Source organism: Collinsella sp. LCP21S3_A3 (assembly GCF_052118905.1).
GTDB lineage: Bacteria > Actinomycetota > Coriobacteriia > Coriobacteriales > Coriobacteriaceae > Collinsella.
In genome coordinates this window covers 112,662-136,620 of sequence record NZ_JBQKGH010000005.1, presented here as the reverse complement: position 1 = coordinate 136,620, position 23,959 = coordinate 112,662, and the positions used below count along the sequence as shown (strand labels likewise).

At 58.3% G+C, this 23,959-nt stretch carries 17 protein-coding genes; 7 read left to right on the top strand and 10 right to left on the bottom strand.

Annotated elements, in window-relative coordinates:
- Window positions 1-77 precede the first annotated feature (77 nt).
- From ACTQ0H_RS04400 to ACTQ0H_RS04375, 6 genes are read right to left on the bottom strand one after another with little or no spacing between them, the layout of a single operon-like run.
- Window positions 78-3,596 carry a protein kinase domain-containing protein gene (locus ACTQ0H_RS04400; RefSeq protein WP_441547858.1) on the bottom strand — a complete coding sequence of 1,173 codons (3,519 nt, stop codon included), beginning with the start codon at window positions 3,594-3,596 and terminating at the stop codon, window positions 78-80.
- A gap of 2 nt (window positions 3,597-3,598) precedes the next feature.
- Window positions 3,599-4,360, bottom strand: a complete 762-nt coding sequence (locus tag ACTQ0H_RS04395) for a PP2C family protein-serine/threonine phosphatase (protein ID WP_441056855.1) — start codon at window positions 4,358-4,360, stop codon at window positions 3,599-3,601.
- Window positions 4,357-6,312, bottom strand: coding sequence for an AAA family ATPase (locus ACTQ0H_RS04390; RefSeq protein ID WP_441538810.1), 1,956 nt, complete (start codon window positions 6,310-6,312; stop codon window positions 4,357-4,359). Before ACTQ0H_RS04390 ends, ACTQ0H_RS04395 begins: the two co-directional genes overlap by 4 nt.
- A 3-nt stretch (window positions 6,313-6,315) precedes the next feature.
- On the bottom strand, window positions 6,316-6,912 hold the full coding sequence (locus ACTQ0H_RS04385) for a 4Fe-4S single cluster domain-containing protein (RefSeq protein WP_441538809.1): 597 nt from the start codon (window positions 6,910-6,912) through the stop codon (window positions 6,316-6,318).
- Complete coding sequence (locus ACTQ0H_RS04380) at window positions 6,902-7,864, bottom strand: FHA domain-containing protein (protein WP_441538807.1); 963 nt, start codon at window positions 7,862-7,864, stop codon at window positions 6,902-6,904. Before ACTQ0H_RS04380 ends, ACTQ0H_RS04385 begins: the two co-directional genes overlap by 11 nt.
- A gap of 33 nt (window positions 7,865-7,897) precedes the next feature.
- Window positions 7,898-9,397: a hypothetical protein gene (locus ACTQ0H_RS04375; protein WP_441538805.1), complete on the bottom strand. Its 1,500-nt coding sequence runs from the start codon at window positions 9,395-9,397 to the stop codon at window positions 7,898-7,900.
- Window positions 9,398-9,576: 179 nt separating this feature from the next.
- Here ACTQ0H_RS04375 and ACTQ0H_RS04370 point away from each other — a divergent pair, with 179 nt between their 5' ends.
- Entirely contained in the window at window positions 9,577-10,824 is a 1,248-nt protein-coding gene (locus tag ACTQ0H_RS04370; protein WP_441538803.1) for a protein kinase domain-containing protein, read from the top strand.
- 135 nt (window positions 10,825-10,959) lie between these two features.
- On the opposite strand, the gene ACTQ0H_RS04365 is transcribed toward ACTQ0H_RS04370, so the two are convergent.
- Complete coding sequence (locus tag ACTQ0H_RS04365) at window positions 10,960-12,204, bottom strand: zinc-ribbon domain-containing protein (protein WP_441547857.1); 1,245 nt, start codon at window positions 12,202-12,204, stop codon at window positions 10,960-10,962.
- A 180-nt stretch (window positions 12,205-12,384) separates the two neighbouring features.
- Here ACTQ0H_RS04365 and ACTQ0H_RS04360 point away from each other — a divergent pair, with 180 nt between their 5' ends.
- The 6 genes from ACTQ0H_RS04360 (at window position 12,385) to ACTQ0H_RS04335 (ending at window position 19,827) form a co-directional block, all read left to right on the top strand.
- Complete coding sequence (locus tag ACTQ0H_RS04360) at window positions 12,385-13,347, top strand: FHA domain-containing protein (protein WP_441537958.1); 963 nt, start codon at window positions 12,385-12,387, stop codon at window positions 13,345-13,347.
- Between the two features lie 171 nt (window positions 13,348-13,518).
- Window positions 13,519-15,603 carry a protein kinase domain-containing protein gene (locus ACTQ0H_RS04355; protein WP_441537956.1) on the top strand — a complete coding sequence of 695 codons (2,085 nt, stop codon included), beginning with the start codon at window positions 13,519-13,521 and terminating at the stop codon, window positions 15,601-15,603.
- Window positions 15,604-16,174: 571 nt separating this feature from the next.
- The gene (locus ACTQ0H_RS04350; protein WP_441537954.1) at window positions 16,175-18,517 is read left to right on the top strand and encodes a heavy metal translocating P-type ATPase; all 2,343 of its coding nucleotides are present in this window, start codon (window positions 16,175-16,177) and stop codon (window positions 18,515-18,517) included.
- Window positions 18,518-18,664: 147 nt separating this feature from the next.
- Window positions 18,665-18,886 carry a heavy-metal-associated domain-containing protein gene (locus tag ACTQ0H_RS04345; RefSeq protein WP_154515953.1) on the top strand — a complete coding sequence of 74 codons (222 nt, stop codon included), beginning with the start codon at window positions 18,665-18,667 and terminating at the stop codon, window positions 18,884-18,886.
- A 48-nt stretch (window positions 18,887-18,934) separates the two neighbouring features.
- Window positions 18,935-19,207, top strand: coding sequence for a metal-sensing transcriptional repressor (locus ACTQ0H_RS04340; RefSeq protein WP_154515956.1), 273 nt, complete (start codon window positions 18,935-18,937; stop codon window positions 19,205-19,207).
- A gap of 146 nt (window positions 19,208-19,353) precedes the next feature.
- Window positions 19,354-19,827 (top strand): hypothetical protein, encoded by a 474-nt coding sequence (locus ACTQ0H_RS04335; protein WP_427717775.1) that lies wholly within the window; start codon window positions 19,354-19,356, stop codon window positions 19,825-19,827.
- A 90-nt stretch (window positions 19,828-19,917) separates the two neighbouring features.
- Here ACTQ0H_RS04335 and ACTQ0H_RS04330 read toward each other — a convergent pair whose 3' ends face one another.
- The 3 genes from ACTQ0H_RS04330 to ACTQ0H_RS04320 form a co-directional block, all read right to left on the bottom strand.
- Window positions 19,918-21,288 (bottom strand): amidohydrolase family protein, encoded by a 1,371-nt coding sequence (locus tag ACTQ0H_RS04330; RefSeq protein ID WP_441547856.1) that lies wholly within the window; start codon window positions 21,286-21,288, stop codon window positions 19,918-19,920.
- Between the two features lie 250 nt (window positions 21,289-21,538).
- Window positions 21,539-22,615 (bottom strand): hypothetical protein, encoded by a 1,077-nt coding sequence (locus tag ACTQ0H_RS04325; RefSeq protein WP_441537950.1) that lies wholly within the window; start codon window positions 22,613-22,615, stop codon window positions 21,539-21,541.
- A gap of 438 nt (window positions 22,616-23,053) precedes the next feature.
- Window positions 23,054-23,761, bottom strand: a complete 708-nt coding sequence (locus ACTQ0H_RS04320; protein WP_441537949.1) for a hypothetical protein — start codon at window positions 23,759-23,761, stop codon at window positions 23,054-23,056.
- Between the last annotated feature and the right edge of the window lie 198 nt (window positions 23,762-23,959).

Sequence of the window (23,959 nt, the reverse complement as noted above, 5' to 3'; positions counted from 1 at the left end):
GGACATGTCGAAGCTGGAGGAGATGGACGAGCTGAGGGGAAAGGCGGAGGGCTAGAAGAGGACGGGGCGGGAGACGACTAAATCAATTTGCGAAAGAATCTTGACGGTACCAACACGAATGCAATAACGCTAATTACAAAAGCAAGCAAGAGGAAAATGAAACCGAAAAGGCTCAGGAAGTTGGCAAACGAGACAACCCCCGAAAGCAAAAACTCAATGAGTATCGGAGGTATCCACATGTAAAGCCACGAACGCAGCGCTTGAGCACTGCCAGGATGTGCATCCTCGCCAAACACGATCAATACGATCATCAAACCGAAGCAAACCGCGATTAAGACTTCAACCCTCGCATACACATCGCCATCGACATACATCGACCCCATAAAGCCAAACGCGCTAACGATGAGTGCCGTGATGAGCACCAATCTACCAGCAAGACGTCCGAAACGATCCATGACTTCGGGATCGGTATAAAACGACACGGAATGACGCCCTGTCGAGAACAGCGGCTTACGCGCATCGGTCAATGGGGCATCTCCCGACTGAACTGACAGAATTTCAGTAATTTTGTCATTACGTCCGTCGAAATCGACCAACTTGACCAAATAGCCCTCTAAGGCAGCAGCGTTTGAATCCAGAGCATCTTCGAGACCCGAGACACGATCAACGGCAGAAAAAGAACGGAGCACGTTGAGTGCAAGGAAGCCGAAACAGCCCAAGAATGCCAGCACCAAGAAGACGACAACGAGAGGGCCAAACGTTCCAAGTGAAACGATAAGCTGACCGAATGAGCCGCGGGCACACTTAATAATAAGGAGATAGAGAAGCGCAACGGCAATGGTGGTAATGAGAACGTTCCGCTGCTCCTTCTTTACAGCAGCAATCTGAGCATCGCTGTCAGCGATGCCCTTGACGACACCGTATTCACGCGTGTCCGTTTCGATAGCCGCCTTCAGCTTTCCATCGGCAACTCCGCGAGCGTCATCCAAATATTGTGAATATGCCGCGGACGGCAGCCTCTCGACATCCGCCAAAAGCCTAATCTCAAGGATGTCGAGCACGCCATGGTCCTCACAAGAGGTCAAGAGGTCAGAAACGTACCCACGCGGCACGACATCATTCTTTACCTGGGCACAGAACAGAGATCCCATCGCGATGGGGCGCGTTCCAAAACGTTCATCAAGTTCCCAGCCCAGAATATATGGAACTGGCGTAGATTCCATGTCGCCTCGAAGCTTAATGCCCTCAAGACGGGCGTTGCTGCCCAACTTAACAAGTGTCGAGACGGGCGCATCCATTGCCGGATTAAGTCCACGAAGTGCGATAACTGCAGCTTCACCTGTCGAACCCTGCATCGTTTCATATAAGTCGGTATGGCCAGAAAGCCAAATCCAGGCAGCATAGTTTCCATACTTTCGATAAAACGAGCGCACGGCGGCCTTATCGTCGGCGACCTTATCCATAAAGACAAGGACAACGTCGGTGTCTATGCCGCCCTCGGCATTTGCCCCATCGCGAGCAGCGATGATTGCTGACATATCAACATCGCCGGCAAAATAGAGCAAAAACTCATCGAGCGATCGAGAAGACGAACAGACGCCAAAGAATGCAGAGGGTTGCCGCAATACCGACTTAATCGCACCTTGGGCCATAGCATGCTTGTTTTCACCGGACGTCAACAAGCCCTTAAATAGGCAGGCCGCAAAATGTGGATCGTCCGATTGACGAGCAAGAAGCTCAAGACTGTGAATATCAGAAGCCAAACGAACCCTTTGACTGTCGGCGTTTGCTTCTCGAGATAAGACGAGCGAGAGGAATCCAGAGGGCAACACGCCAGATGAATTTGTGCCATCAAGGCCTGACTGCCGAGCATAGCGATCAATTGTATCCACAGCCATCGATGCAATACGCGCTGGCAAAGCATCGGGTGCATTAGTCAGCGAGACATCCTCGCCGCGCCACGACATAATCTTGCCGTTGGACATCTCATAGATTACGCAAGCGAGCGCCAGGTCGGGATTGGACGCTGTCTGGATATCCTCTTCGACTAACTGGTGAATCCTAGTCTGCAGGTCATTTTCACCCCAGTCGCCCATCAGGTTTTCGAGCTGCTGTTGGCTCATGCGAAGTTTAGCCTCGTCCCAATTGGAGGACAACGCTCGAGCGAGCAACACCGGATCGCTATACTGCTTGCCCGCAAACTCGTAAGGCTTGCGAGCACTGCCGGCGTCCATGGTGGGAAGCTTGCGATAGAAATTATCTGGGTCGGCCATCCAGTCTTTAACCTCTTCATAGCCAAAACGCTCGCCCGAAAGCTCAAACGTCAGGCCCTTGAGGAGGTTTCCCAGGGTTGCATCATCTGGATGGTTAAAGTCCGCAGGCTCACCCGTCTCTTGGCGATCGGAAAGCGTATTGTCGTCTATGAACTCCTGCAGCGGATGGACATTGTTTTCGTAGAGCGTCCAGACCGTGTAGCCAAACGAATACCAGTCGTTTCGAGGGTCGACCATACCACCACGACCGGGCGTGTAGCCGTCGGAGCGCGTCATGGTGTTCGTCAGTCGGCTGTCAAATCCGGCAAGCGAGCGGGCGGAGCCATAATCTCCAAGCACGATCTGCTTGTCGTACAGGTAGACGTTCTGCGGCTTAATGTCACGATGGACAATGCCGAGCTCGGTATGGAGCAACTCGATTGCCTGGCTGAGCTCGGGAATCACGCGGCTCTTAACCATATTCTTGCTACGGGGACGATCGAAAAGGCATGTGGCCAGCGGCGTAATGGAAACATCCCACAGCTGAGGAGCCGCAGCCCCCACTTCGGTCGCGCTCAGGCCCTGGTGCAGATAGGCAAAGATGGGCAGCAGATGCGTTTGAGACACGGGGCGGCCATTAAGCCCCATTACGGCGCTTACCACCTTTTGATATGCCGAACGCTCGGCGCCCACAAGAGGCTTAAAGACCTTGGCAACGCATGCCAAACCATCGCTCACCCGCTCGGCGGCAACAATGCTAGATTGACCGCCATGGCCAATGACCTGTCCCAAATGAATAATAAACTGCTGCCCGTCATTCGAGACAACCGTCGCATCCTCTGCAACAAAAGGCGAGGCAGATGCAGCGGCCGCATGTGCGCCCCCACGAGAAACGGTCACCGTTTCACCGTTGGGACTGGCCGTGGCGCCGCGCGAGACAGTTACCGTCTGCCCGTCGGGGCTCGCAGCGCGCGACACCGTGACAGTTTCGCCTGCCGCAGAAGTACCAGGACGTGAAACAGTAACGGTCTTGCCGTCGGCGGAAGCGCCAACAGACGGCCTCGTAACCGTTACTGTTTCACCATTCGATTCAGTCATCGGGCGATACACCGTTACGGTTTCGTTTGTCGATGGCGCGTCGTCGCGGCGGACGGTGACCGTTTCACCAGATGCCGAAGCATCGGCTCGACGCACCGTCGCGGTCTCTCCAGGTGCAGAAGTCTGGCCACCACGGTTCACGGTAACCGTCTCTCCCCCTACGGGCGCATTCCCGCGGCGCACCGTTACGGTCTCATCATTGTCATTGCCGCCATCTCGGCGTACCGTAACCGTCTCATCAGACATGACTACTCCCCTACCTCAATTACAATCAGCGTCGCATCGTCCGTCGAGCCGTTCACCCGAGCCTCGGCATATAGCTCTTCGCACAACTGCGCACATGTCGAATCGCTCGCAAGCATCTGCTGCAAACGCTCCTGCGCAATCTGCCCATCGATACCATCGGAACAGATCAGATAGCGATCGCCCGGAAGCATCACGGTCGTCTTGACCTCAAGATTGCGACCGCCCTGATTGAGTCCAATCGCGAGCTCAATACAATGCGAAACGGCATCGTCTCTGTATTCAGCGCCAACGCCGCCCACGCGCCGCTCAGGCGTGTGGTCACAGCTAAGCACGGCAAGCACACCGCCACGCAGTCGGTACACGCGAGAATCGCCGGCATTAAAAACAGCACCGTGCCCGTCAGGAGCAACCACGAGGCCGGCAACCGTGGATGCAGCAACAGACAGTCCATAGCGAGCCGCATACGTCTCAACATCGTTCTCGGCTCGCTCGCCCGCCATGCGTAGGCGCTCCTGTAACGCGTTGACGGCATCGGCATCAAAGACGCGCACGGCCTGTGCAAACGCCTGAGCAGCGAGCGTCGAGGCGGCCGCTCCGTGCCCGCCTTCGCTCACGCCGTCAAAGACTGCCATGCAGCCCATCTCGCGCTCGCAATCGCCTACCAGGCCATAGCAAAGGACGTTGCCGTCAAGAAGCAAACGGTCCTCGTTGACGGGGTGATTGGTTCCCGCTTGGGTTTTTGCTGCAGCGATAAACTTCGTCATCGCCAATCGCCTCCCATCGATCCGGGCACGAGCTCAAATGCGATATGCGCATCATCGCCCTCGCCCTGCGGCACGGCGCGTGCCACCATACCGGGGCGACCGCGCCACTCGGCGCGGTGTTCAAACAGAAAATCGGAAAGTCCGTTAAGGTAACCGCTCTCCACCAGGTTGCCAATGCCGCGGCCGCCCTTGGCCTTGACGGCGTCCGTCATGGCAATGGAGTGCAGCAGCTCGCGGGCGGCATCGGTCGCCTCAACCGTAATATCGGGCTGTGCCTTATGCACGTTGCGGTTAACGGCATCGATCTTGGAATTGAGGATCTGAAGTGCCACGGCATCGTCGATAAAGTTGAAGATGACCACGTTGTCGCCGATACGGCCCAAGAACTCGGGCTTAAACTCGCGATCCATCTCGGTGCGCACGCGCTTGCAAATCTCGTCATAGGGCGTGTTGGGCGCGATGGTATTACGAACTTCGTTGCCCTGCGCATCGATCTCAATCTTGGAAAAGCCGATGTTGCTCGTAAAGAAGATGACCGTCTCAGAGAAGTACACGGTATTGCCCTGGCCATCGGTCAGGCGTCCATCTTCGAGGATCTGCAGGAACTTGTCCATAATGCTGGGCGCGGCCTTCTCGATCTCGTCGAAAAGAACCACCGAGAACGGATTGGCCTTGACCGCATTGGTAAGCTGACCGCCCTCGGCATAGCCCACGTATCCCGGAGGAGCGCCAAAGAGCTTTTGATCGGAGTTCTCGGCACCGTACTCGGACATATCAAAACGCAGCATGCTGCGCTCATCGCCAAAGAGGAGCTCCGTAATGGCCTTAACGATCTCGGTCTTACCGGTACCGGTGGGACCGCTCAAAAACAGAACACCCTTGGGTTTAGAGCCAGACGAATGGGTAGCACCCGAAAGGCCCATAACGGAGCGCTTGAGCACGGTGACGGCCTTCTCAACGGCCTCGTCCTGACCCTTCACGCGGCGCTTGATCTTTGCCTCGGGATCCTCCTCGAGCTTCTCGAACATCTGCTGCCATTTGTTCTCGCGAAAGCCGTACTTATACACGTCGACGAGCTTGGGAAGGATGGCCTCGATGGAAGCATCGGGGTTTTGCATATCGCGCTGATACATGCGCTGCAGGCCCTCGAGCTCCTTAACGCTCATGCCGTCGGTGGTATCGATAAAGCGACGCACCGCACGGTCATCGGAATCGGACAGCGCCTCACCAAAGCCAAACTTGCTCTGAATATAGGCTTCGCGCATGTCGCGGTCGGGATGCGGCAGCGTGATGGTGCGCAAGAAGGGGTTCTCCTCGATAAACCACACGGGCAGGTTGCGCACGTTATCCGTTACCAGAATGAGCGTGTTGACGGCAGTACGGTTAATGAGACGAGCCTTGCTGGCACCAAGGTACAGGTTAAGGAAGAACTGCGTCTCGTCGGGCATAAGGCCGGTCGAGGAGGCAAGCAGGCGCGACGCCATGTTGACGATCACGCAAAGCGGCTTAGCCTCGGTGCCGCCATCGGGATTGTCGTTGTATTTCAGGCGCAACATTGAGCGGATAACCTCGCCGTATGATGGCAGGCTCGACTGCTCGGTGGCATATGCTTGGCGGCCATCGGCGATGCAGGCGTTCGCCTCCATCATGCGGTCGTCGCTCTTGGAAGCCTCGTCGTGTGCCAGCGACACCAGGCGTTTGCAATCGACGTTGCCCATGCTGCTCGAGAACAGCTGAATGGGGTCAAAATATGCCACGTTGTACTCAACTGAGCCATTGGCGTCTTCGAAAAGGCCGCGCACAACCTCGGCGAGCTCCGAAAACTGGAGCCCGCTGTCGACCACATCGGGATACTTGTCGTTCACGTTGCCCTCAAGGATAAAGAGGCTCTTCACCCCTTTAAAGTTGAGCATCTCGCGCTGCCAGGATTGGCGCTCGAAATCAGTTGCCATGTGTTATACCTCCTTGGCAGATAATTCATGGTGGTAGCGGTCGACAATACCAACGGTGATAATCGTGCCGTCCTGGACATAGTTTTGAAGCTGACGCGGCTGTTGAAGATACTGGTCGTAATCATCGTGTGGGCGGTCGCTCAGGTAGATCACGCGCTGGTTAGTCGAACCGCGCAGCACGCAGTCGGGCACGTTAAGCTCGTCTATGTACGGACCGTCAATCAGCACATCGATGAGGGACTTAAGCGTCTCCCACGTATCCGCGCCGATCGCTCGCGGCAGCTCTTCGAGCGTAAATCCGGTGTAAACGAGAATGTCATCGTAAGCGCAGCGGATCGTTGCCAGCAGCTTCACGAGCTCTGATGCCTGCTCGAGCGGATCTCCACCCGAAACCGTCAGCCGATGCACGCCGTGCTCGCGCGCGGTATCGAGCAACATCTGCGCAAGCTCATCAACATCGACATCCTGCTCGGGCAGCTGGTTGCGCCATTGGGGCGAAATACATCCGGCACAACGCTTTGAACAACCAGCGGTCCAGACAACAATACGTTCTCCCGGACCCAGCGAGACGACGGGGGCAAGCACATGGCTAACGAACATCGGCGTAATCCTCGCCCGGATCGAGTGTACGGTACACGGCCGAGGTACGTGCAAGCGAGCAACCGCATTCCTCACAGCCATCCCCAACCTTTGCACGCTCATCAGCAACGAGATGCAAACGACCGCACTCGGGACACTCGACAAACCAGCCCTCGACACCCGCAGACTCACCAGCAGCAGAAACAACCGGTGCCGCAGCAGACGCGGGCTGAGGCGCAGACCAAGCCTGGGTCTGCACGGGTTGCGCCGCAGGCGGTTCCTCCATAGTAACCGTCAGACGCAATTGGGCAAATTCGCCAGACGCAGCCGGAATGAGTAGCGTATCTCCGGTATGAATCGGCTGGGCCACGCCGGGAACCAAGTTGAGGATCTGGCCGCCACGCATAAGAGCCGTTCCGTTATTGGACCCCTCATCGGCAACCATCCATGTGCCCCGCTCAAAACGAACGCTGGCATGCTGCCGGGACATGGCAAAGTTCGAAGCCATAGAAGGAAACACGTTGCGTCCAAGCACGGCGGCGTCCGTGAGACGAAGCTGCTCACCCATAACTGGATCGGCAAGCGTAAGCGCAGGAACCGCAGGAGTAGCTGCAGCATTCGCCATGGGTTGCGGCGCGGGCTGCGGCATTGGCGCAGGCGTCGGCTGTGGCGCAGCAACTGGAGCGGGCTGCGGAACGGGCATGGGGGTAGGCTGCGGCGTGGGAGCAGGAGCAGCCTGATATGCCTGCTGGGGCGCGGGACGCCGAGGCCGCGAAGCACCGCCCATCGATGATGTTGCAGGATAGACGGCGGGAGCCGGACGCTCAGCGACCGCGGCGGCAAAGCCGGACGCTGAGGCGACTGACGCCTCGGGTGCCGAGACCGCGGGCGCAGGGGCCGAAGGCGCGGGAACCGTGCCAGCGGGACGCGGCGTCCCACAGTCCTCGCACATATCGCGGGCATCATCGTTCATAAGACCACAGATAGGGCATTCCCATGTCATGGTTTACCTCATTTCCCTCTGCTTGAGCTGACTTACTTGACGGCGATTACGCAGACGACGTTCCGCATCTGCGGAAGGCGTGGGCGGCACGTAATCGTGCGGGTGAATCTCGACGGCAGCATCCGGACTTGGCGGCCGCACAAAACCAGCCGAGGTGTCTGCAAAGACGCCGCGCTTCTTAAGGTCTTCACTGAACTGCTTGTAGAAGTCACAAAATTCCGCTTGGTCCTGGACGGCCTTATCGACGGTTGATTGATCCTGGATTTTCATGTCTTTGATAATCGTGGGATTATTCGGGTCTTCAGAAAACTCAGCTGGGTCAGCCTCTACGACACGCATGATGATCTGCTGTTCGCTGCTACCTTTAAGGACAGCGACCGCTTTGTGTTCGTTTGTGTCAAACATAAGACGCCAGGGTTTGCCCGAGCCATCCATAACGGCATAACGGACCACATTGACACCACGTTCAGCCATAGCATCATTAATTGCACGCTCGATATACTCGTCTTTTACGGCCTTATCAAGCTCGGCATCGGCGATTTCGATTTCTTCGTAGATATTATCGATTTCATAAATGTGCTTAAGAACAGTCGGGCGATGGTATCGATCGTTGAGTAGCTCTACTCGAATCTGGTACTGCGTGTACTGTTCATGCTTCTCGGCAGACTCATACCGGGCGCGCTTCATGACATGATCGAAATCCTTGATGCTCTTATTAATTGCAAGCAGCTCCTCAACAGTTGAATCGGAATCAAGCGCATCATAGGCGGCGCGGATCGATTCGAATTTCGCGCTTATTCGATTACGCAGCGCCATATCCAAGGCTTCATCCTGCATCAAAGAGATGGCAACTTCCGACCACGCGTCAAATGATTGCGCCGCCCCCTCAAACGTTTCAACGCCCGAAGAAGACTCCGCCGCCGCGGTTATCTGAAGCAATGCCCTCTTCAGATCTATAGGATTATCAGGCGTTACATCAAAATCAATCGCCCTAGCAAGACCCTGTGCTCTCAGCTTTTCAACGGTCAAAGCAGCATCAATCTGACTTTTGCTCATCTCCATCCTCTGCTTCAGATGAGCGTCAAAAGTCATTTGTGGAAACAGGACGTGAAGTGTTGAAAGCAAATGAGCTAACGCCTTCTCCATTCTCACCCTTGTATCCCTACCAAGACTCATCGTGTTTTCTTCATGTTCGGCATAAAAGGAGCGAGAACAATTGGTGATCAGCTCGTCCAACATTGCCCGTGTTGATTCATCCAGCCCGGAAGCTATCTCATCGATCCGTTTCCTAAGGTCCGCGAGAGTCTCATTAAATTCCTCTTTGGCGGCATAACTTGCATCTTTTTCCGCCGTCTCACGAGCAGCCAACGCACCCGTAACAATTGCGGTAGGAGCCAAAAGGACCATACCAACAGCGCCGGCAGCACCCAAGCTTGTCCCAGTAGATGCGGCGCTACTTGCCGCAGGGCCAACAGATGTAAACATCCCAACCACGGCGCTCATACTTGCTATCCCTCCGTTTTTGACCAACTTGGTCCTTGCGTCTTTCCTACATCTTTCTACCGCCGTCTTGCGCGATTCTGTTGCGCAACATTGGCGAGCGGCAGATTTGTCGATGTTGCGCAACAGAAGGCAGCGGCTAGCGCATATCCTGCTAATGGAGGAAAGGATGAAAGCGCGCCATGACCGGATCCTACGAAGAAGTTCGACTCGTCAAGTTTCATACGCCAGCACTGCTCTCCGAGCGTGAGCAGGCCGCGGCACGGCGTCGCTTTTGCACGCTTCTCGTTCCGCCGCAAAAGGGCGGCTTTGGCGGCAACGCTTATGTCCGCCGCGTCCAGAGCGGCGATCGCGCTTTTGAGCTCGCGCTTAAGATGCCGCGCCCCGATGCCCAGCCCGAGCAAGAACAGCTCAACCGAGAAACTTTGGAAGAGGAGTACCGCACGCTCTCCGTCGTATCCAATCTAAGGGGTTTCCCCGATGTCTACGGGTTTGGTTACACGGCAGACGGAACCCCGGCGCTGCTCATGGAGTGGGTTGATGGCGTCTCGCTTCTTGATGCACGGTCCGCTCTATGTGATGGCGCTGCAACCTGCCCCGGCGATATCGTCGCTGCGCTGGGCCTAAGCGTACTCAAGATCATCTTGTCCACGCAATCGCTCGACACGCCCTTTGTTCACCGCGACCTCTCCATGCGCAACATCATGCTGCGCCACGATCGCATCCCGCTCGACGAGCAGGTTTCGAGTGGCTATTTCGACATCTGCCTGATCGATATGGGCAGTGCCAAGCTCGTTAAACCGGACTTTTCCTTTACCGTCGACGTCAACGCTTTTCGCGGTGCCACGCCGGCATACGCGGCACCCGAAATGCTGGAGCGGTTTAAGGCCGACCCCGGCGCGCGCAACAACCCCGCCGTCGACATCTATGCACTGGGAAGCATCCTCTACGAGCTTTATTGCGGACATGCCCCCCTTGAGGCAGAGCTCAGGCGCTCTGGAGACCACGCGCGCCTCAAGCGCGCCGTGCAGCCGCAACCCCTTGCGCCCGCAACTCCCCGCGAGCAGGGCTTGGTCAACGCGATTATGGCTTGTTTGGCAGTCTCGCAAGACGCACGCCCTTCGGCAAATGAACTCGCGGCGCGCCTTGAGCCTTTCGCCCGTACGGGTGCCCCGCGAAAGCACCGGCCCGTGGCGGATCGCGGCAGCGCTACCGTACGGGCGGACGCCGCCGTCCCCACCCGCACGGTTGCACAGGCGCAGCCCGCGTCTCGGCCAACCCCATCCACCGAGACGGTCCGCAGCGCCGAGTCCATGCGTCGCGCACGCCTTGCTGTCAAACGTCAACGCTCGATGGCACTCACGATGGTGATTGTTGCCCTGGTAGCAATCGTTGTCATACTCCTCCTCGCATCTGCCGGCATGCTTTAGCCGGCAGTAAAACCCAAGTCAGCAAATAGACCCATTTGCAAAAAGCGGTGGGGGGGGCGGCGAGCAAAAAAAACACCCCCCCCCCCCCCCCCCACCCACCCACCGCCATGCATCGCACGCTGACAATACGAGGTACTAGGAAATCAAAAGCTCAAAGGAATCCGTGATGCGCGTTCCCATGGTAACGGCGCCGTCTCCCGATTCGACTGTGGTATTCAGGTAGTACTTGCCATACTTCTTTTTAGGAACACCCTTAACCGTAAGGTCACAGTCCTCCTCCTCGACGGGAAGCGAGAACTCAAAACCCTTGTTTCTAACAAACGTACCGGTGACGTCCGTGTAGGTGCGATAGTCGTCACCATCGGATTGGGCGACGGTTTTTTCGGCGTTGTAGGTATCGTGGGCATGCAGCGTGGCCGAGATGTCTGCAACCACTTCGCCGGAATCGCTGATGCTCTTAAACACAATCACAAGGTCGTTTTTGCTCGCGCCGTAGCAAGTATGGCCCCAAGAGTTGCCCGTCTCCTTAAGTGCTCCGCGCCACGTGGTGTTGGCAAAGCTCGTGGGTTTATCGATATTGAGCTTCGCTGTGCTACCAGAGGTCGTGGTGGTCGACGAGGTCGCATTGCCCGTCGTGGAGGAGTCCTCGGCATCGGAGCTAGCGTCCTCGCCGTTCTTGCTTGTGGCCTTGAGCTCCGCCTTAGCATCCTTGAGGTCGGACTTTGCCTGATCGAGCTCGTCTTGCGTTTTTGTGAGTTCGTCCTTGGAAGATTCAAGCTGCCTCTTGAGCTTTTGAATCTGCTCCGTATTTTGCGGATGGGCCAAACCATATGAGTAGCCCGCCCAGCCGGTTCCCGCGCACAAGGCGGCAACGACAATAACGCCGGCGGCGATGGCGGGCGCATACGACTTGCCCAGGCGCTTGCGTGCCAGCTTGTACTCGGCCTTGGCCGTCTTGAGGCTCTCGCGGTCCTGTTCGAGCTGCTCTTCCTCACTGAGCGGCGTAGAACCAAAATCGGCATGGCAGGCAGGCTCAGTTTCCACGTCCTCGATCGTAGTGCCAAAGTCTGACAAGGGATCGACTACACGCGTGGCGTCCGAATCGGATTCGGGCACAGCGGGCTCAGACGCGCCGGGTGCCGCCACCGGCTGCTCGTCTGCTTTCGAAGCAGCATCCGCCTTAGGTAACTCCACCGTTGCCGCCGTAGCGGCCTCGCCGTCGCGCCAAGAAAAGGCAGGGCTCTGTGACACGGTCTGGGGCGTAGTATAGGGATCTTCGGGAACGGGCGCAGTCGACGAGGGCGCGGCAAGAGGCGATCCACACTCAGGGCAAAAACTAGCGTCATCGGGCAATAATGCACCGCAATAAGGGCATTCCATAGGGCACAACCTCTCAAAATGTGTCGCTTGCAGCCATCCTGCAACTTGGCGTATATGCCCTATAATGTCTCGATAGTTATGCAAAGCGTTGCGCAACATTTTTCGAGTCGGTACGCTTTGAGCGTAGCCTTTTCCTAACATGTTTGCAGTACGTCATTAAAGTTATCTGGGGAGGCAGCCGTGGCGGCGGAAACACCGTGCTCGATCCTCTACAACGACATCCGATCGTTCGGCGGTCTCAAGCATCTCGAGATTGCGCGAATGCTCATCAACGGCAATTCGTATGCGGGCAGCACCCTGCTCGACAAATGCTCTACCAACCGCTCGTACCTCACTCGCTACATCGTCCACCGCGAGCCCGCTCAGTGCGCGCCAGGTATCTACAATGACCTTACCGTCTCCACGCTCAACCTTGCCGCCGCCATCAGCAACAAGCTCGGCGGAGGCGATCGCGCCTATCAGAAAATATCCGAGCATTACAGCGGCCCGGCGGCCCAAGGCATGATGTCGATTCTCGCCGAGTATGATCTCGACGACCGCCTCTACGCCAATGCCTTGGGGCGTATCAACAGCTCCGATGACCACAGCCCCCGCGAAAAAAGCACGCTCTTCCTGATGCTCTTTGTGGCAACGGGAGCACTTGCCGATCCCGTTCAAGGCGTGGCCACCGTCGAGCGCTTTTGCGACAGCAAGACGGGCGGGCACTTTGGCACCACCGAAACTACCGTCGGACGTGGCTTTATGGGCAGTCTGGAGCAGCCGCGCACCGTCGCCCCCAACCTCGGTCTGCTCAGGACACATGCCGACAACTGCGTCGACATGCAAATCCATCCACTCACACGCGATCCGCGCGGCACCGTGATTGGTTCTCTGCCCAAAACCTCGCCCAGCATCACCGATGTGGGCGCCGACGCATCGCGCGAGCATCTTCGCATTTGGCTTGAGGGTGAGCACTGGTACGCCCAGGGCCTTGGATCGACCAACGGCACGGTGCTCGAATCGGGTGCAGGCGACGGCGATATCGTAATCGAGCCGCCCCGCGACCAACGAGAGCCCGGCAAAGTCTATCCCCCTGTGGAAATCGCCAACAGCGACAGGCTTCATTTGGGTCTCTATACAACGTTTCTCGTTATTGTGGACTAGCGCGTAGAGACGTGGGAAAACAGGTGTCACTCGTCTTATATCATTTACGTTGCACGCTGCACTATAAATAGCAATACGAGTCAGCTTATCGGCAAACACGTCTATCATGGGCTTTAATCGATAATCGCGTTCTCGGTGTGAGCACGCGGCCCCATCAAACGAAGGAACGCCTTGGATACCACCAACACCGCCCCTGGCGACAAACTCATCCGTCTCGACACGTTCGATACCGCTGTGGCGGTCGACCCCAGCGCCGAGGACGACGCCAAGCGCCGGTTTATGACGCTTATTCTTCAGACGGCATACCGCGACGGCGGCAATATCGGACACGTGCTTCGCGCGACCAACACAAGCGGCGAGGTCTTTGCCGTCAAGCTGCTCAAGGACAACGCCATCCTTTCTGACCAAACACCCGATCGCTCCGCCGAGCAAGCGGCTGCGCACCTGACCAACACCGCCGCGTTGTTCGAGGAGTACCGTCATCTGTGCACCGTCTCGCACCTGCGCGGATTTCCGCGCGTCTATGGCTATGGATCGTGCGAGGACGACCCGCTCATCCTCATGGAGTGGGTCAAGGGCACCTCGCTCAAGCAGGCGCTGCCCTTGCTTCCGCACGATGCCTCGGGCGGGCTAACCACCCAGATGGTGGCCGCCGTTGGAAACGCCGTGCTTCGCGCACTCCTGATGACCCAGGGACTCGTAAATCCGGTCGTCCATCGCGATCTGTCGCCCGCCAATATCATGTTCCGTACCACCAGTCGAACGCTCGAGCAGCAGATCGCCGATTGCTCCTTTGACCCCTGCCTCATCGACATGGGCTCCGCGACCATGGCCCTCGGCGACGACACGATCACCCGGCGCGCCGACATCTGGCGCTTTGCCACACCCGCATACGCCGCGCCCGAGATGCTCACGCAGGATATCGAAGGCATCGCGGCCCTTCGCCGCTCGCCCGCCATCGACGTCTATGCACTATCGAGCATTCTGTACCAGCTCTACAGCGGTCGTAAACCGTTCGATGTGGAGTCGACGGGTGCCGCGGCAACGGGCTCGTTCTACCTCATAAAGACCAAGACCAAGCCGGCGCCGCTCGAGCCGCGATGCAATGACGACGAAGCGCTCGTCCAGATCATCATGAAAGGCATTTCAGTCGAGCAGTGCGATCGTCCTACCGAGCAGCAGATGCTCGAGGTGCTCTCGGCATACTTCACCGATGCCGAATCCGAGGGCCGCGAAGGCGCAGGAGACGAGGCCGCGATTGATATCGATTCTGGCACGCACCTTAAGGTCGACGTCGCCGGTGAACGCGCCCGAGCGCTTTTGGAGCAGGCCCGTCGCGATGCCATGACCCGCCGCCGGTTTATTATCGGCGGCGTCGCCGCTGCCGTCGTGGGACTCGGCGCCATTGGAGCCGCCACTCACGGCTTTGGCATTCCCGACTACCTCGACGGCATCCGCAGCTCCCTTAACGACTACACCTGGGACCAGCTGCAGGAGATTTCGCTTAAGATCAAGGCTGCAGAGACGCGTAATGAGGCACGCGAGATCGCCAAGCGCTATCATCTGCTCGACGATGACGGTCATATCCCCTATCCATGCACCAAGCGCGTCACGCTCACCAACGGGCTGGAGGTCGGCGCACAACTCGTGGGCATCCGCCACGACGAGCTTCTAGACGGGACGGGCAAGGCCGGACTGACGTTTATGTTCGATGCCGGCATTGCCGAGCGCGATGCCGCGGCCCAACCGTTGAGCGCCGGCTGGGCAGATTGCGAGCTGCGGGAATGGCTCGATAACGATGGCCTTAAGCTGCTGCCCAACGAGTTGCGCGCACTCATTAAATCTGTCAAAAAGATCTCGAATAACGTTGGCGCTGCCAGAAGCGCATCGTGTCTGAGCGAGTTGCCCGCAACCCTTTGGCTGCCCGCCATGGTCGAGTTGTGCGGTACGCAACCGCCCGATTCGTTTGCCGAGGACTATCACTACCTGGCAGACATCTACAACGGCGAGGGCAAGGAGTATCAGCTCTTCCGCGAGCTCAAGGTGAGCCCGTATTCCACGAACGAGACGATGGTCCGCCAGTGGAAGGGCAAGAACACCTGTTGGTGGGAACGAACGGCGAGCCCCGACACATCGGAGAGCGAAGGCACACTCTATATGAACCGCGTGGGACACGACGGCGACGTCTTTATGTACGCAACGCCTGCGGAAAAGCCAAACAAGCGAACCTGCGTGATTCCCGGATTCTGCATCTAGGCAGCGGGCGTCTTGCCGTGACGGGACCCCACCCCGGTAATCGTCTTAATCTGTAACAGTTAGAGCCCAAAACCGGTCTAGTTGTTACAGATCGAGACAAAACCCCAGCCCCGCGAGACAACATCTCAATCTGTAACAGTAAGGGGTCAAAAACCTCTCTAGATGTTACAGATCAAGACATTTGAGTTGACCGCGGACGGTCCGTCTCGATCTGTAACAGTTAGAGGTTATATTTTCCGCCAGACGTTACAGATTGAGACATTGAGTTTCCTGCCAGCTGTTTGTCTTGATCTGTAACAAATACTCGGTAAAACCGGGTCTAAATGTTACAGATCGAGACGTTAGTTTTCGGCTGAAATGTTTGTCTAAATCTGTAACAGCTATGGTTCAAAAACCGGTCCAGACGTTACAGATTGAGATGTTTGGCAGAGGCGGCCACCGATTGAGCAACCACCCTCATCTGTAATGAAAAGTCATGCATTTCAACTTTTGCCATACACCCCCAGGGGGTATGGGTGTATAGTATCGAGAGGTTAACAATTCCAACACCGAACCACAGAAAGGAGAAGCCATGGCTCAAGATAAGTTCGACGTAGGCGGCATGACATGCGCCGCCTGCCAGGCGCACGTGGACCGCGCCGTGAGCAAGCTCGACGGCGTCCAAAGCGTCGCGGTCAACCTACTTGCCGGTTCCATGATGGTCGACTACGACCCCGCGCAGGTCTCCCCCGACGATATCTGCACCGCCGTCGACCGCGCGGGCTACTCGGCCTCACCCGTCAGCACGGGCACCGGTGCCGCCGGCTCAAACGGCAGCGCGCAAGTCAGGTCTGACGCCGCCCATATGGAGTCGCCCACCAAAAAGCTGGAGGCCGCCGCCTCTGCCATGCGCACCCGCCTCATCGTCTCGATCGTCTTCCTCATCCCACTGTTCTACATAGGCATGGGACACATGCTCGGCTGGCCACTGCCCGGCATTTTCACCGACCATATCCACAGCATGACGCTCGCCCTCACCGAGCTCGTTCTGCTCATCCCCATCGTCTACGTCAACGACGCGTACTTTATCAACGGGTTTAAATCGCTCGCGCACGGCGCACCCACCATGGATGCCCTCATCGCCGTGGGCGCCACCGCTTCCATTGCCTGGTCGCTCTATGCCATGTTCATCATGGCCGACCAGCTGGCCACAGCTCAGGTGCACGAGGCCATGATGACAGGCATGGACAATCTGTATTTTGAGAGCGCGGGCACGATCCTGTCGCTCGTCACCGTGGGCAAATACCTCGAGACGCGCAGTAAGTCCAAAACCGGCGGCGCCATCGAGGCGCTCATCGATCTGGCGCCTAAAACCGCGACCGTCGTTGCCGACGACGGCAGCGAAACCACCGTCGACGTCGATAGCATCCTTCCCGGCCAGGTCCTGCGCGTGCACCCCGGCGAGTCAATCCCCGTCGATGGCGTGGTGCTCGAGGGTAGCTCGGCCGTGGACGAGAGTGCGCTCACCGGCGAGTCAATCCCCGTGGAAAAGACCGCCGGCGACACCGTCAACGCCGCCACCGTCAACCGCACCGGCTCGTTTACCTTCCGCGCCACGCGGGTTGGTGCCGAGACATCACTCGCCAAGATTATCCAGCTCGTCGAGGATGCCAACGCCACCAAGGCGCCCATCGCCCGCATGGCCGACAAGGTCGCCGGCGTGTTCGTGCCCGTGGTGTTCGTGATCTCGGCCGTGACCTTTGCGGTGTGGATGGCACTGACCGGCAGCATAAACGAGGCACTTACCTCCGCCGTGGCCGTGCTCGTGATCAGTTGTCCCTGCGCGCTCGGCCTAGCCACGCCCGTCGCCATTATGGTAGGCACCGGCAAGGGCGCCGAGATGGGCATTCTGTTTAAGAGCGCCGAGGCGCTGGAGAACCTGCGCGGTGTGGGTACCGTGGTGCTCGATAAGACGGGTACGGTCACCCGCGGCAAACCTGCCGTGACCGATATTGTGGTAGCCACGCGCGCCGACGGCTCGCCCGCCATGAGTGAAAAGGCGTTACTGAAGCTCGCTGCCGCGCTGGAGCGCTCGAGCGAGCATCCGCTGGCCGAGGCGATTATGACCGAGTGCGAGGCGCGCGGAATCGTGGCGCGCATGGTCGAGGACTTTGCCGCCGTGCCTGGACGAGGCGTTACGGCGCGCGAGGGGCAGAATATCATCGCAGCCGGCAACGTGCGTCTGATGAACGAGCTGGGCGCGGAGGTGCCCGCCGGTCTTGCCGAGCGATTCGCCGTCGAGGGCAAGACACCGTTGTTCTTTGCCAAGAACGGCGATCTTGTCGGCACCATTGCCGTAGCTGACGAGGTCAAGGAGACGAGCGCCGAGGCCATCGCTGCGATGCGTTCGCTCGTCGTCGACGTGCGCATGCTCACCGGCGACAACCGTGTGACGGCCGAAGCAATCGCCCGCCGCGTAGGACTGAGCAGCAAGCAGGTCATTGCCGACGTGCTTCCCGCCGACAAGGAACGCCACGTGCGCGAACTGCAGGATGCGGGCGGCAAGGTCGCCATGGTGGGCGACGGCATCAACGACTCCCCTGCCCTGGCGCGCGCCGACGTGGGCCTTGCTATCGGCACCGGCGCCGACATCGCCAAGGAAGGGGCAGATGTGGTACTCATGCGCAGCGATCTCATGGACGTCGCTCGCGCCATCGAGCTTTCGCGCGCCACGATTCGCAACATCAAGCAAGACCTGTTCTGGGCGCTGTTCTACAACGGCATCGGCATTCCGCTCGCTGCGGGCGTGTTCTTCCCCCTCACCGGCTGGCAGCTCTCGCCGATGTTTGGCGCCGCAGCCATGAGCCTGTCGAGCGTGTGCGTCGTGTCCAATGCTCTGCGCCTGAAATCCTTTAAGCCTAAAGTGGCAAAATAGGCTCACCATCACGTCCATTTAGAACGGGTTTTCCAGGTGCCCGAGATTGACCTGAAAGAGGAGCGACGCGTACTTTGGTACGCGAGCGACGGCTTGAAGGTCAAGATCGGGTGCCTGGGAAAGCCGACACAACAGAGAGGAATACCCATGCGATACACAATTAAGACTTCCGGCCTTATGTGTGGCCACTGCGACGCTACTGTCGAGACGGCACTGCTCAACGTTGCCGGCGTGACCGACGCCGATGCCGATCACGAGACTCAGACGGTACAGGTGGAGTGCGCCGACACCGTGGCCGCCGAGCAGCTCGCTGCCGCCGTCGAGAGCGCCGGCGAGAAGTTCCACGCCCTGTCCGTGACCGCAGCCTAGCAGCTACCAGAAGCATTCGACCCCATCGACCAGAAACGAGGACCCGCCATGATGGCAGACCACAAATCGGTGAACCGTATGCTCAAGACGGCGCGCGGCCAGATCGACGGCATCCTGCGGATGGTCGAGGAGGACCGCTACTGCGTCGATATTTCCACGCAGCTCATGGCCACACAGGCACTCCTCGCGCGCATTAACGCCGACGTGCTCAAGGCGCATATCGAGGGCTGCGTGACTTCGGCAATCGAATCGGGCGACGAAGACCTCAAAGCCGCGAAGCTCGCCGAGATCGAACGCGTCGTCGACAAGCTCTCTAAGTAATCGGCGCATTGGGGACAAACCACTTTGCACCGTCTTGATGTTCCGAGGACAGGTATGTTTGCACCACATTGGTGCAGATTAACCTGTCCCCCTTGCTCTAAATCGGGTATAAAGGCGTGCGGCATATCGAATGAAAGGCAATTTGCATGAATGACTTTATGAAGGGCCGCAATGGCGCCGACGAGCTCACCATTGTGATGGGTTTTGCGGGCATCGTCATCGCGATGATCGGATCGATGGCCCGCGTCCAGTGGCTCAGTTGGATCGCCATCGCCGTCATCGTGATCGGCGTGCTGCGCGGCCTGTCCAAAAACATCGACGCACGTCGCAAGGAGAACGAGGCCTTTGTCGCCGGCTCGGCTAAGGTCCCCGGCTTGGGCAAGTTTGTCGCCAGCTTGGGTGGCGGCGCTGCAGCGGCCAGCACCTCACGCGCGGCCGGCACCAGTAAGGAAGACTTTGAGCGTGCCAAGCGCACGGCCAAGAAGATGTGGAAAGGTCGCAAGACCACGGCATACCTCAAGTGCCCCAACTGCGGCCAGATGCTCTCCGTTCCCAAGGGCAAAGGCAAGATCCGCGTCACCTGCCCCAAGTGCCACGCCAAGATGGAGACGCGCTCGTAGCCGCCATACCGCAGGACAAAATAAAAGCCGAGGCCTCGCACTGGGACCTCGGCTTTTTTAAATGCGACAAAGGGCCCGCCCCCGTCACGCCTACGCCACGCCGTCGCGGGCAAGCTCCTCGGCAAGCGCCTCGGCTGGCATGGCCATAATCGTGTCGAGCTCGGCGTCCACCTCGGGAATACGCCTCACCTTGAGTTTGCGCACCAGATCGCCACGACACATCACGTGCATCGGCTCGCGCAGAGCGCACAGGTCATCGAGCGGGTTCTCGCGCGTCACCAGGATATCGGCAGCCTTGCCGCACTCGATCGCACCGGTCTCGCCACCCAGCCCCAGCAGCTCAGCATTGACCTGCGTAGCCGTATGCAGCGCAAACGCATTGCTCACGCCCACGTACTTGGCAAAATAGGCCACCTCGCGCCACATGTCGTACTGGGTCACGAACGGGCAGCTCGAATCCGTACCCAAACCTACCTTGATACCGGCTTCCAGCGCCGCACGAGCGCTCTCGATAATGCCCGAGCACACGATATCGCCGTTCTTCTTTTGCGTGTCAGTCGAATGAGTCTTTTCCGGATCGAGCAGCACAAACGGCAGTGCGGGGCTGATCGTGCAGGTCACACTCGGCGCACGCCCCTCGAGCTGAGTTCCCGCGGCGCCGCGGTACAGCTCCAGGATCTCGGGCGTCAACGGAGCGCCGTGCTCGATCGTATCGACGCCGGCCTCGAGCGCGGCCTTCACGCCCTCGGTGCTCTCGACATGAGCCATAACCGGAAGGCCCATATCGTGCGCTGCCTTGCACGCCGCCGCGGCAACCTCCACCGGCATACGCAGCACGCCCGGCTCGCCCACCTCGGTCGCATCGAACACGCCGCCCGTTACGAACAATTTAATGACGTCGGCACCGCGCGCATACAGGTCGCGCACCTGTTCGGCCGCCTCGGAGGGACTGTTGGCCACCTGGGCGAACAAGCCCGCGCCGTGGCCACCCGGCACCGTGACGCCCGTTCCCGGCGCCACCAAACGCGGACCCTGATACTTGCCGGCGTCGATAGCATCGCGCACGGCCAGATCGGCAAACAGCGGGTCGCCCGCGCCGCGCACCGTGGTCACGCCGCTTGCCAGCTGCTGTTGGACGCTGCCCTTAAGAATATGGCGCACGATAGCGCGCCCCACGGGATTATCGAGCTTTTTCATCAGCGCGCCCGCATCGCCCGCCGAAACCGGCTTGCCCGAGCCGCACAGATGCACATGCATATTGATGAGGCCCGGCATGAGATACGCCCCGGCCAGGTCGAGGACCTCGGCACCTGCAGGCGCCTGCGCAACAGCGCTCGGCCCCATCCACGTGATGACACCGCGCTCAACGGCCACGGCCATGTCGGGCTGCGGCTCCATATGCTCCGAACCATCCAGGACGGTCGCATTGATAAACAACGTGGAACGATCGGCAGACGCCATATCGAGCTCCTCCCTCACGATTAACTTGAACATTTGTCCATTATCACCTAATGCAGCAAACTAAAGTCGAACATATCGGTTAGCGGAGGGACGAGAGAGCTGTGAGGGCAAACGGAGACAGCACGGCAATGCTCCGGCCGTTCCAGCAAAACGTCTTGATTTGTAACAGGTAGACCAGGTTTTAGCAGCCAGATGTTACAGATCGAGACAAACTCGACAGGAACAACCACATCCGCGTTAGTCGTATCCCTCAGCGCCCATACCACTGACGCTTCCATCCCTCAGCCAAATCGGCCCGCTGCGAAATACCCGCCAGCCTCATCTTTTCAGCCAGCTTCCCCGGGTTCTTAAGTTCATCAAACGTGAACCTCAGCACCTTGTGCCCGAGCAATGTCAGATGAGATTCTCGCTGACGCTCTGCTACGAACGGGTCGACCGACTCCCGGTCCCCACCATCCTGCAGGGTATACTTTCCTCTTCCGTCGAGCTCGCCAATCACGCACGTCCCGTCCTCGAGCCTCCAGAAATAATCGACCCGAAACACCTGGCTCGAATCGAGCGGATCGCAAAACTCCACCTGCAACTCTGGCACCGGAAAACCGTATGCAATAAAGAACGCTCGGAACCGAGACTCGCCACCATTTTCGGACAGCCCGTCCGCATGCGACGCAATCACCTGAGCTCTGCGATACCCGCGTCTGCCCTCGCAATCGGCCTGGAGCCGTTCGCAGAGGTCGTCGCGCGATATGCCCTTCGCCCGCAGCGCAGAATCGGCAATCGCCAGACCATATGAAAACGGCACACGCAGCAGACAATCCTCCACCGTGCGCCAAAACGGCGTCACTCGCACGCCGTCGACGCGCTCAAGCGCACCCGCCGCCTGCGGACGCAGCAGCCTATATCCCGTACTCAACGCCACCGAACAACCCGTCTTGACCAAGTAACGCGGCCCGAGCAGATCATTCGGCACCTCCAGACCCCATATCAGCGCGGCGTCATACCCCCAAAACGCCCAATCGGGATGAAACTCCGCAAGCCCCTTGATGGTCCGCCGAGCCCGCTCCGGCGGCGTCAACGCATCCCATTCATGCTGAAAACAGAATAGGTGCGATTCGGGCTCCGCAATATCGTCTGTGCCCACATGGCGCCGCAGCCACATGAGCTCGGCATTATCGTGCGTCGCAAGCAGCACGCCTTGTTCAGCCACCTCCGTGAGTCTGGCAAGCATCCTATTCCGCGCCAAGGTGCTACGTGTTGCATGTTTGTGTTTGAAAACGGTATTAGACACTTTCATCACCACCACGTCAGACAAATGGACCATCGTCACCGTTGCCTCCGCTGACAAATGTCTTGATCTGTAACAGGAAGACAGTCTTTGAGCCTCTAGTTGTTACAGATTTAGATTGTTCGGCACCGCGCCCAACCTTTGTCTCGATCTGTAACAGTTAGGTCGAATTTTGGCCTGTAGATGTTACAGGTTGAGACATTTCCCCAGATAGGCGCCAAACGTCTCAATCTGTAACAGTTGGATCGAGTTCTGGCCTGCAGATGTTACAGATCGAGACATCCCCCCTGCCGGGTGCCAAACGTCTCAATCTGTAACAGTTAGACGTTCTCCAGACCCCTAAACGTTACAGATTTAGACAAACCAGCAACGCCCAAGCAGTCGTCTCGATCTGTAACGGGTAGACCGGTTTTTTGTCCCTAAACGTTACAGATCGAGATATAAAGGCAGAAGGCAAGGCAGGCGGCAGATGCCCATCCCCTACTCCCATTCCTGTTCGTAGATGTTGAGTGACTTTACGTAGCGCCCCTGGGCACCCATGATGTCGCGAACCAGCCGTAAGAAGAAGCTGATACACGAGGTATCGAAGCCATCTTCTAGGTCCTCAGGATGCACGGCGCCAGGCCCGTCGACCGCCGTGTCGCTCAGGCGCGCAATGTCGTAGAGGTAGAGCTGCCCCGCCGTCAGCCAGACATCGTCGACGCACGCGAGGCGCACTGCAATCGCGCCATCGCGCCAGTGCTCCTTTTGCACGATATGCGGATCGTAGACGTCAAAGCGACGGTCGGTACGCGTGTCACGCAGCGCGACCATGCCGGTCGCGGGATCCTTATCCAAAATGCCAAAGCGCGAAAAATAGTGCGTGTCGCGCACCTGCTCGAGTCGTCTGAGCGAGACGGGCGAAAGCGACGCCGGCGGCTCGTCAACATACAGCTCAAGCAGCGTCTTGCCATGGTAATAGGGACGCTCGAACAGCAGCCAATCGGTAAATGCCATGTTATAGGCCATGATTTCATTTTGCGAGGGCTCCTCGCAATAGCTGAGCCATGGATCGACTATCACTTCGAACTGTGTACGCGCCGCCTCCAAAAACTGAAACTTGCGCAGCATCCAAAACTGGGCCATGCCGGCAATATCGTCACCGACGGCCTCGGCCAGACGTCCCCGGTCCAAAACATGATCAGCCATGGCATCCTCCTCAAACTGATAAACCTCAATTTGAGCTTACGAGGAGGGCGGGTGGTCGCCGCCATCACGGGCAAAATGGGCATCGGGCTGCAAACCAGATGCTGACCAAGCACTTGACGGGATACTTGCAGATTATGCAAATTGCCACAAAATCGCGGGTAGAACTAGACGAATCACCCGCGCCGCTGTCCGCAAACA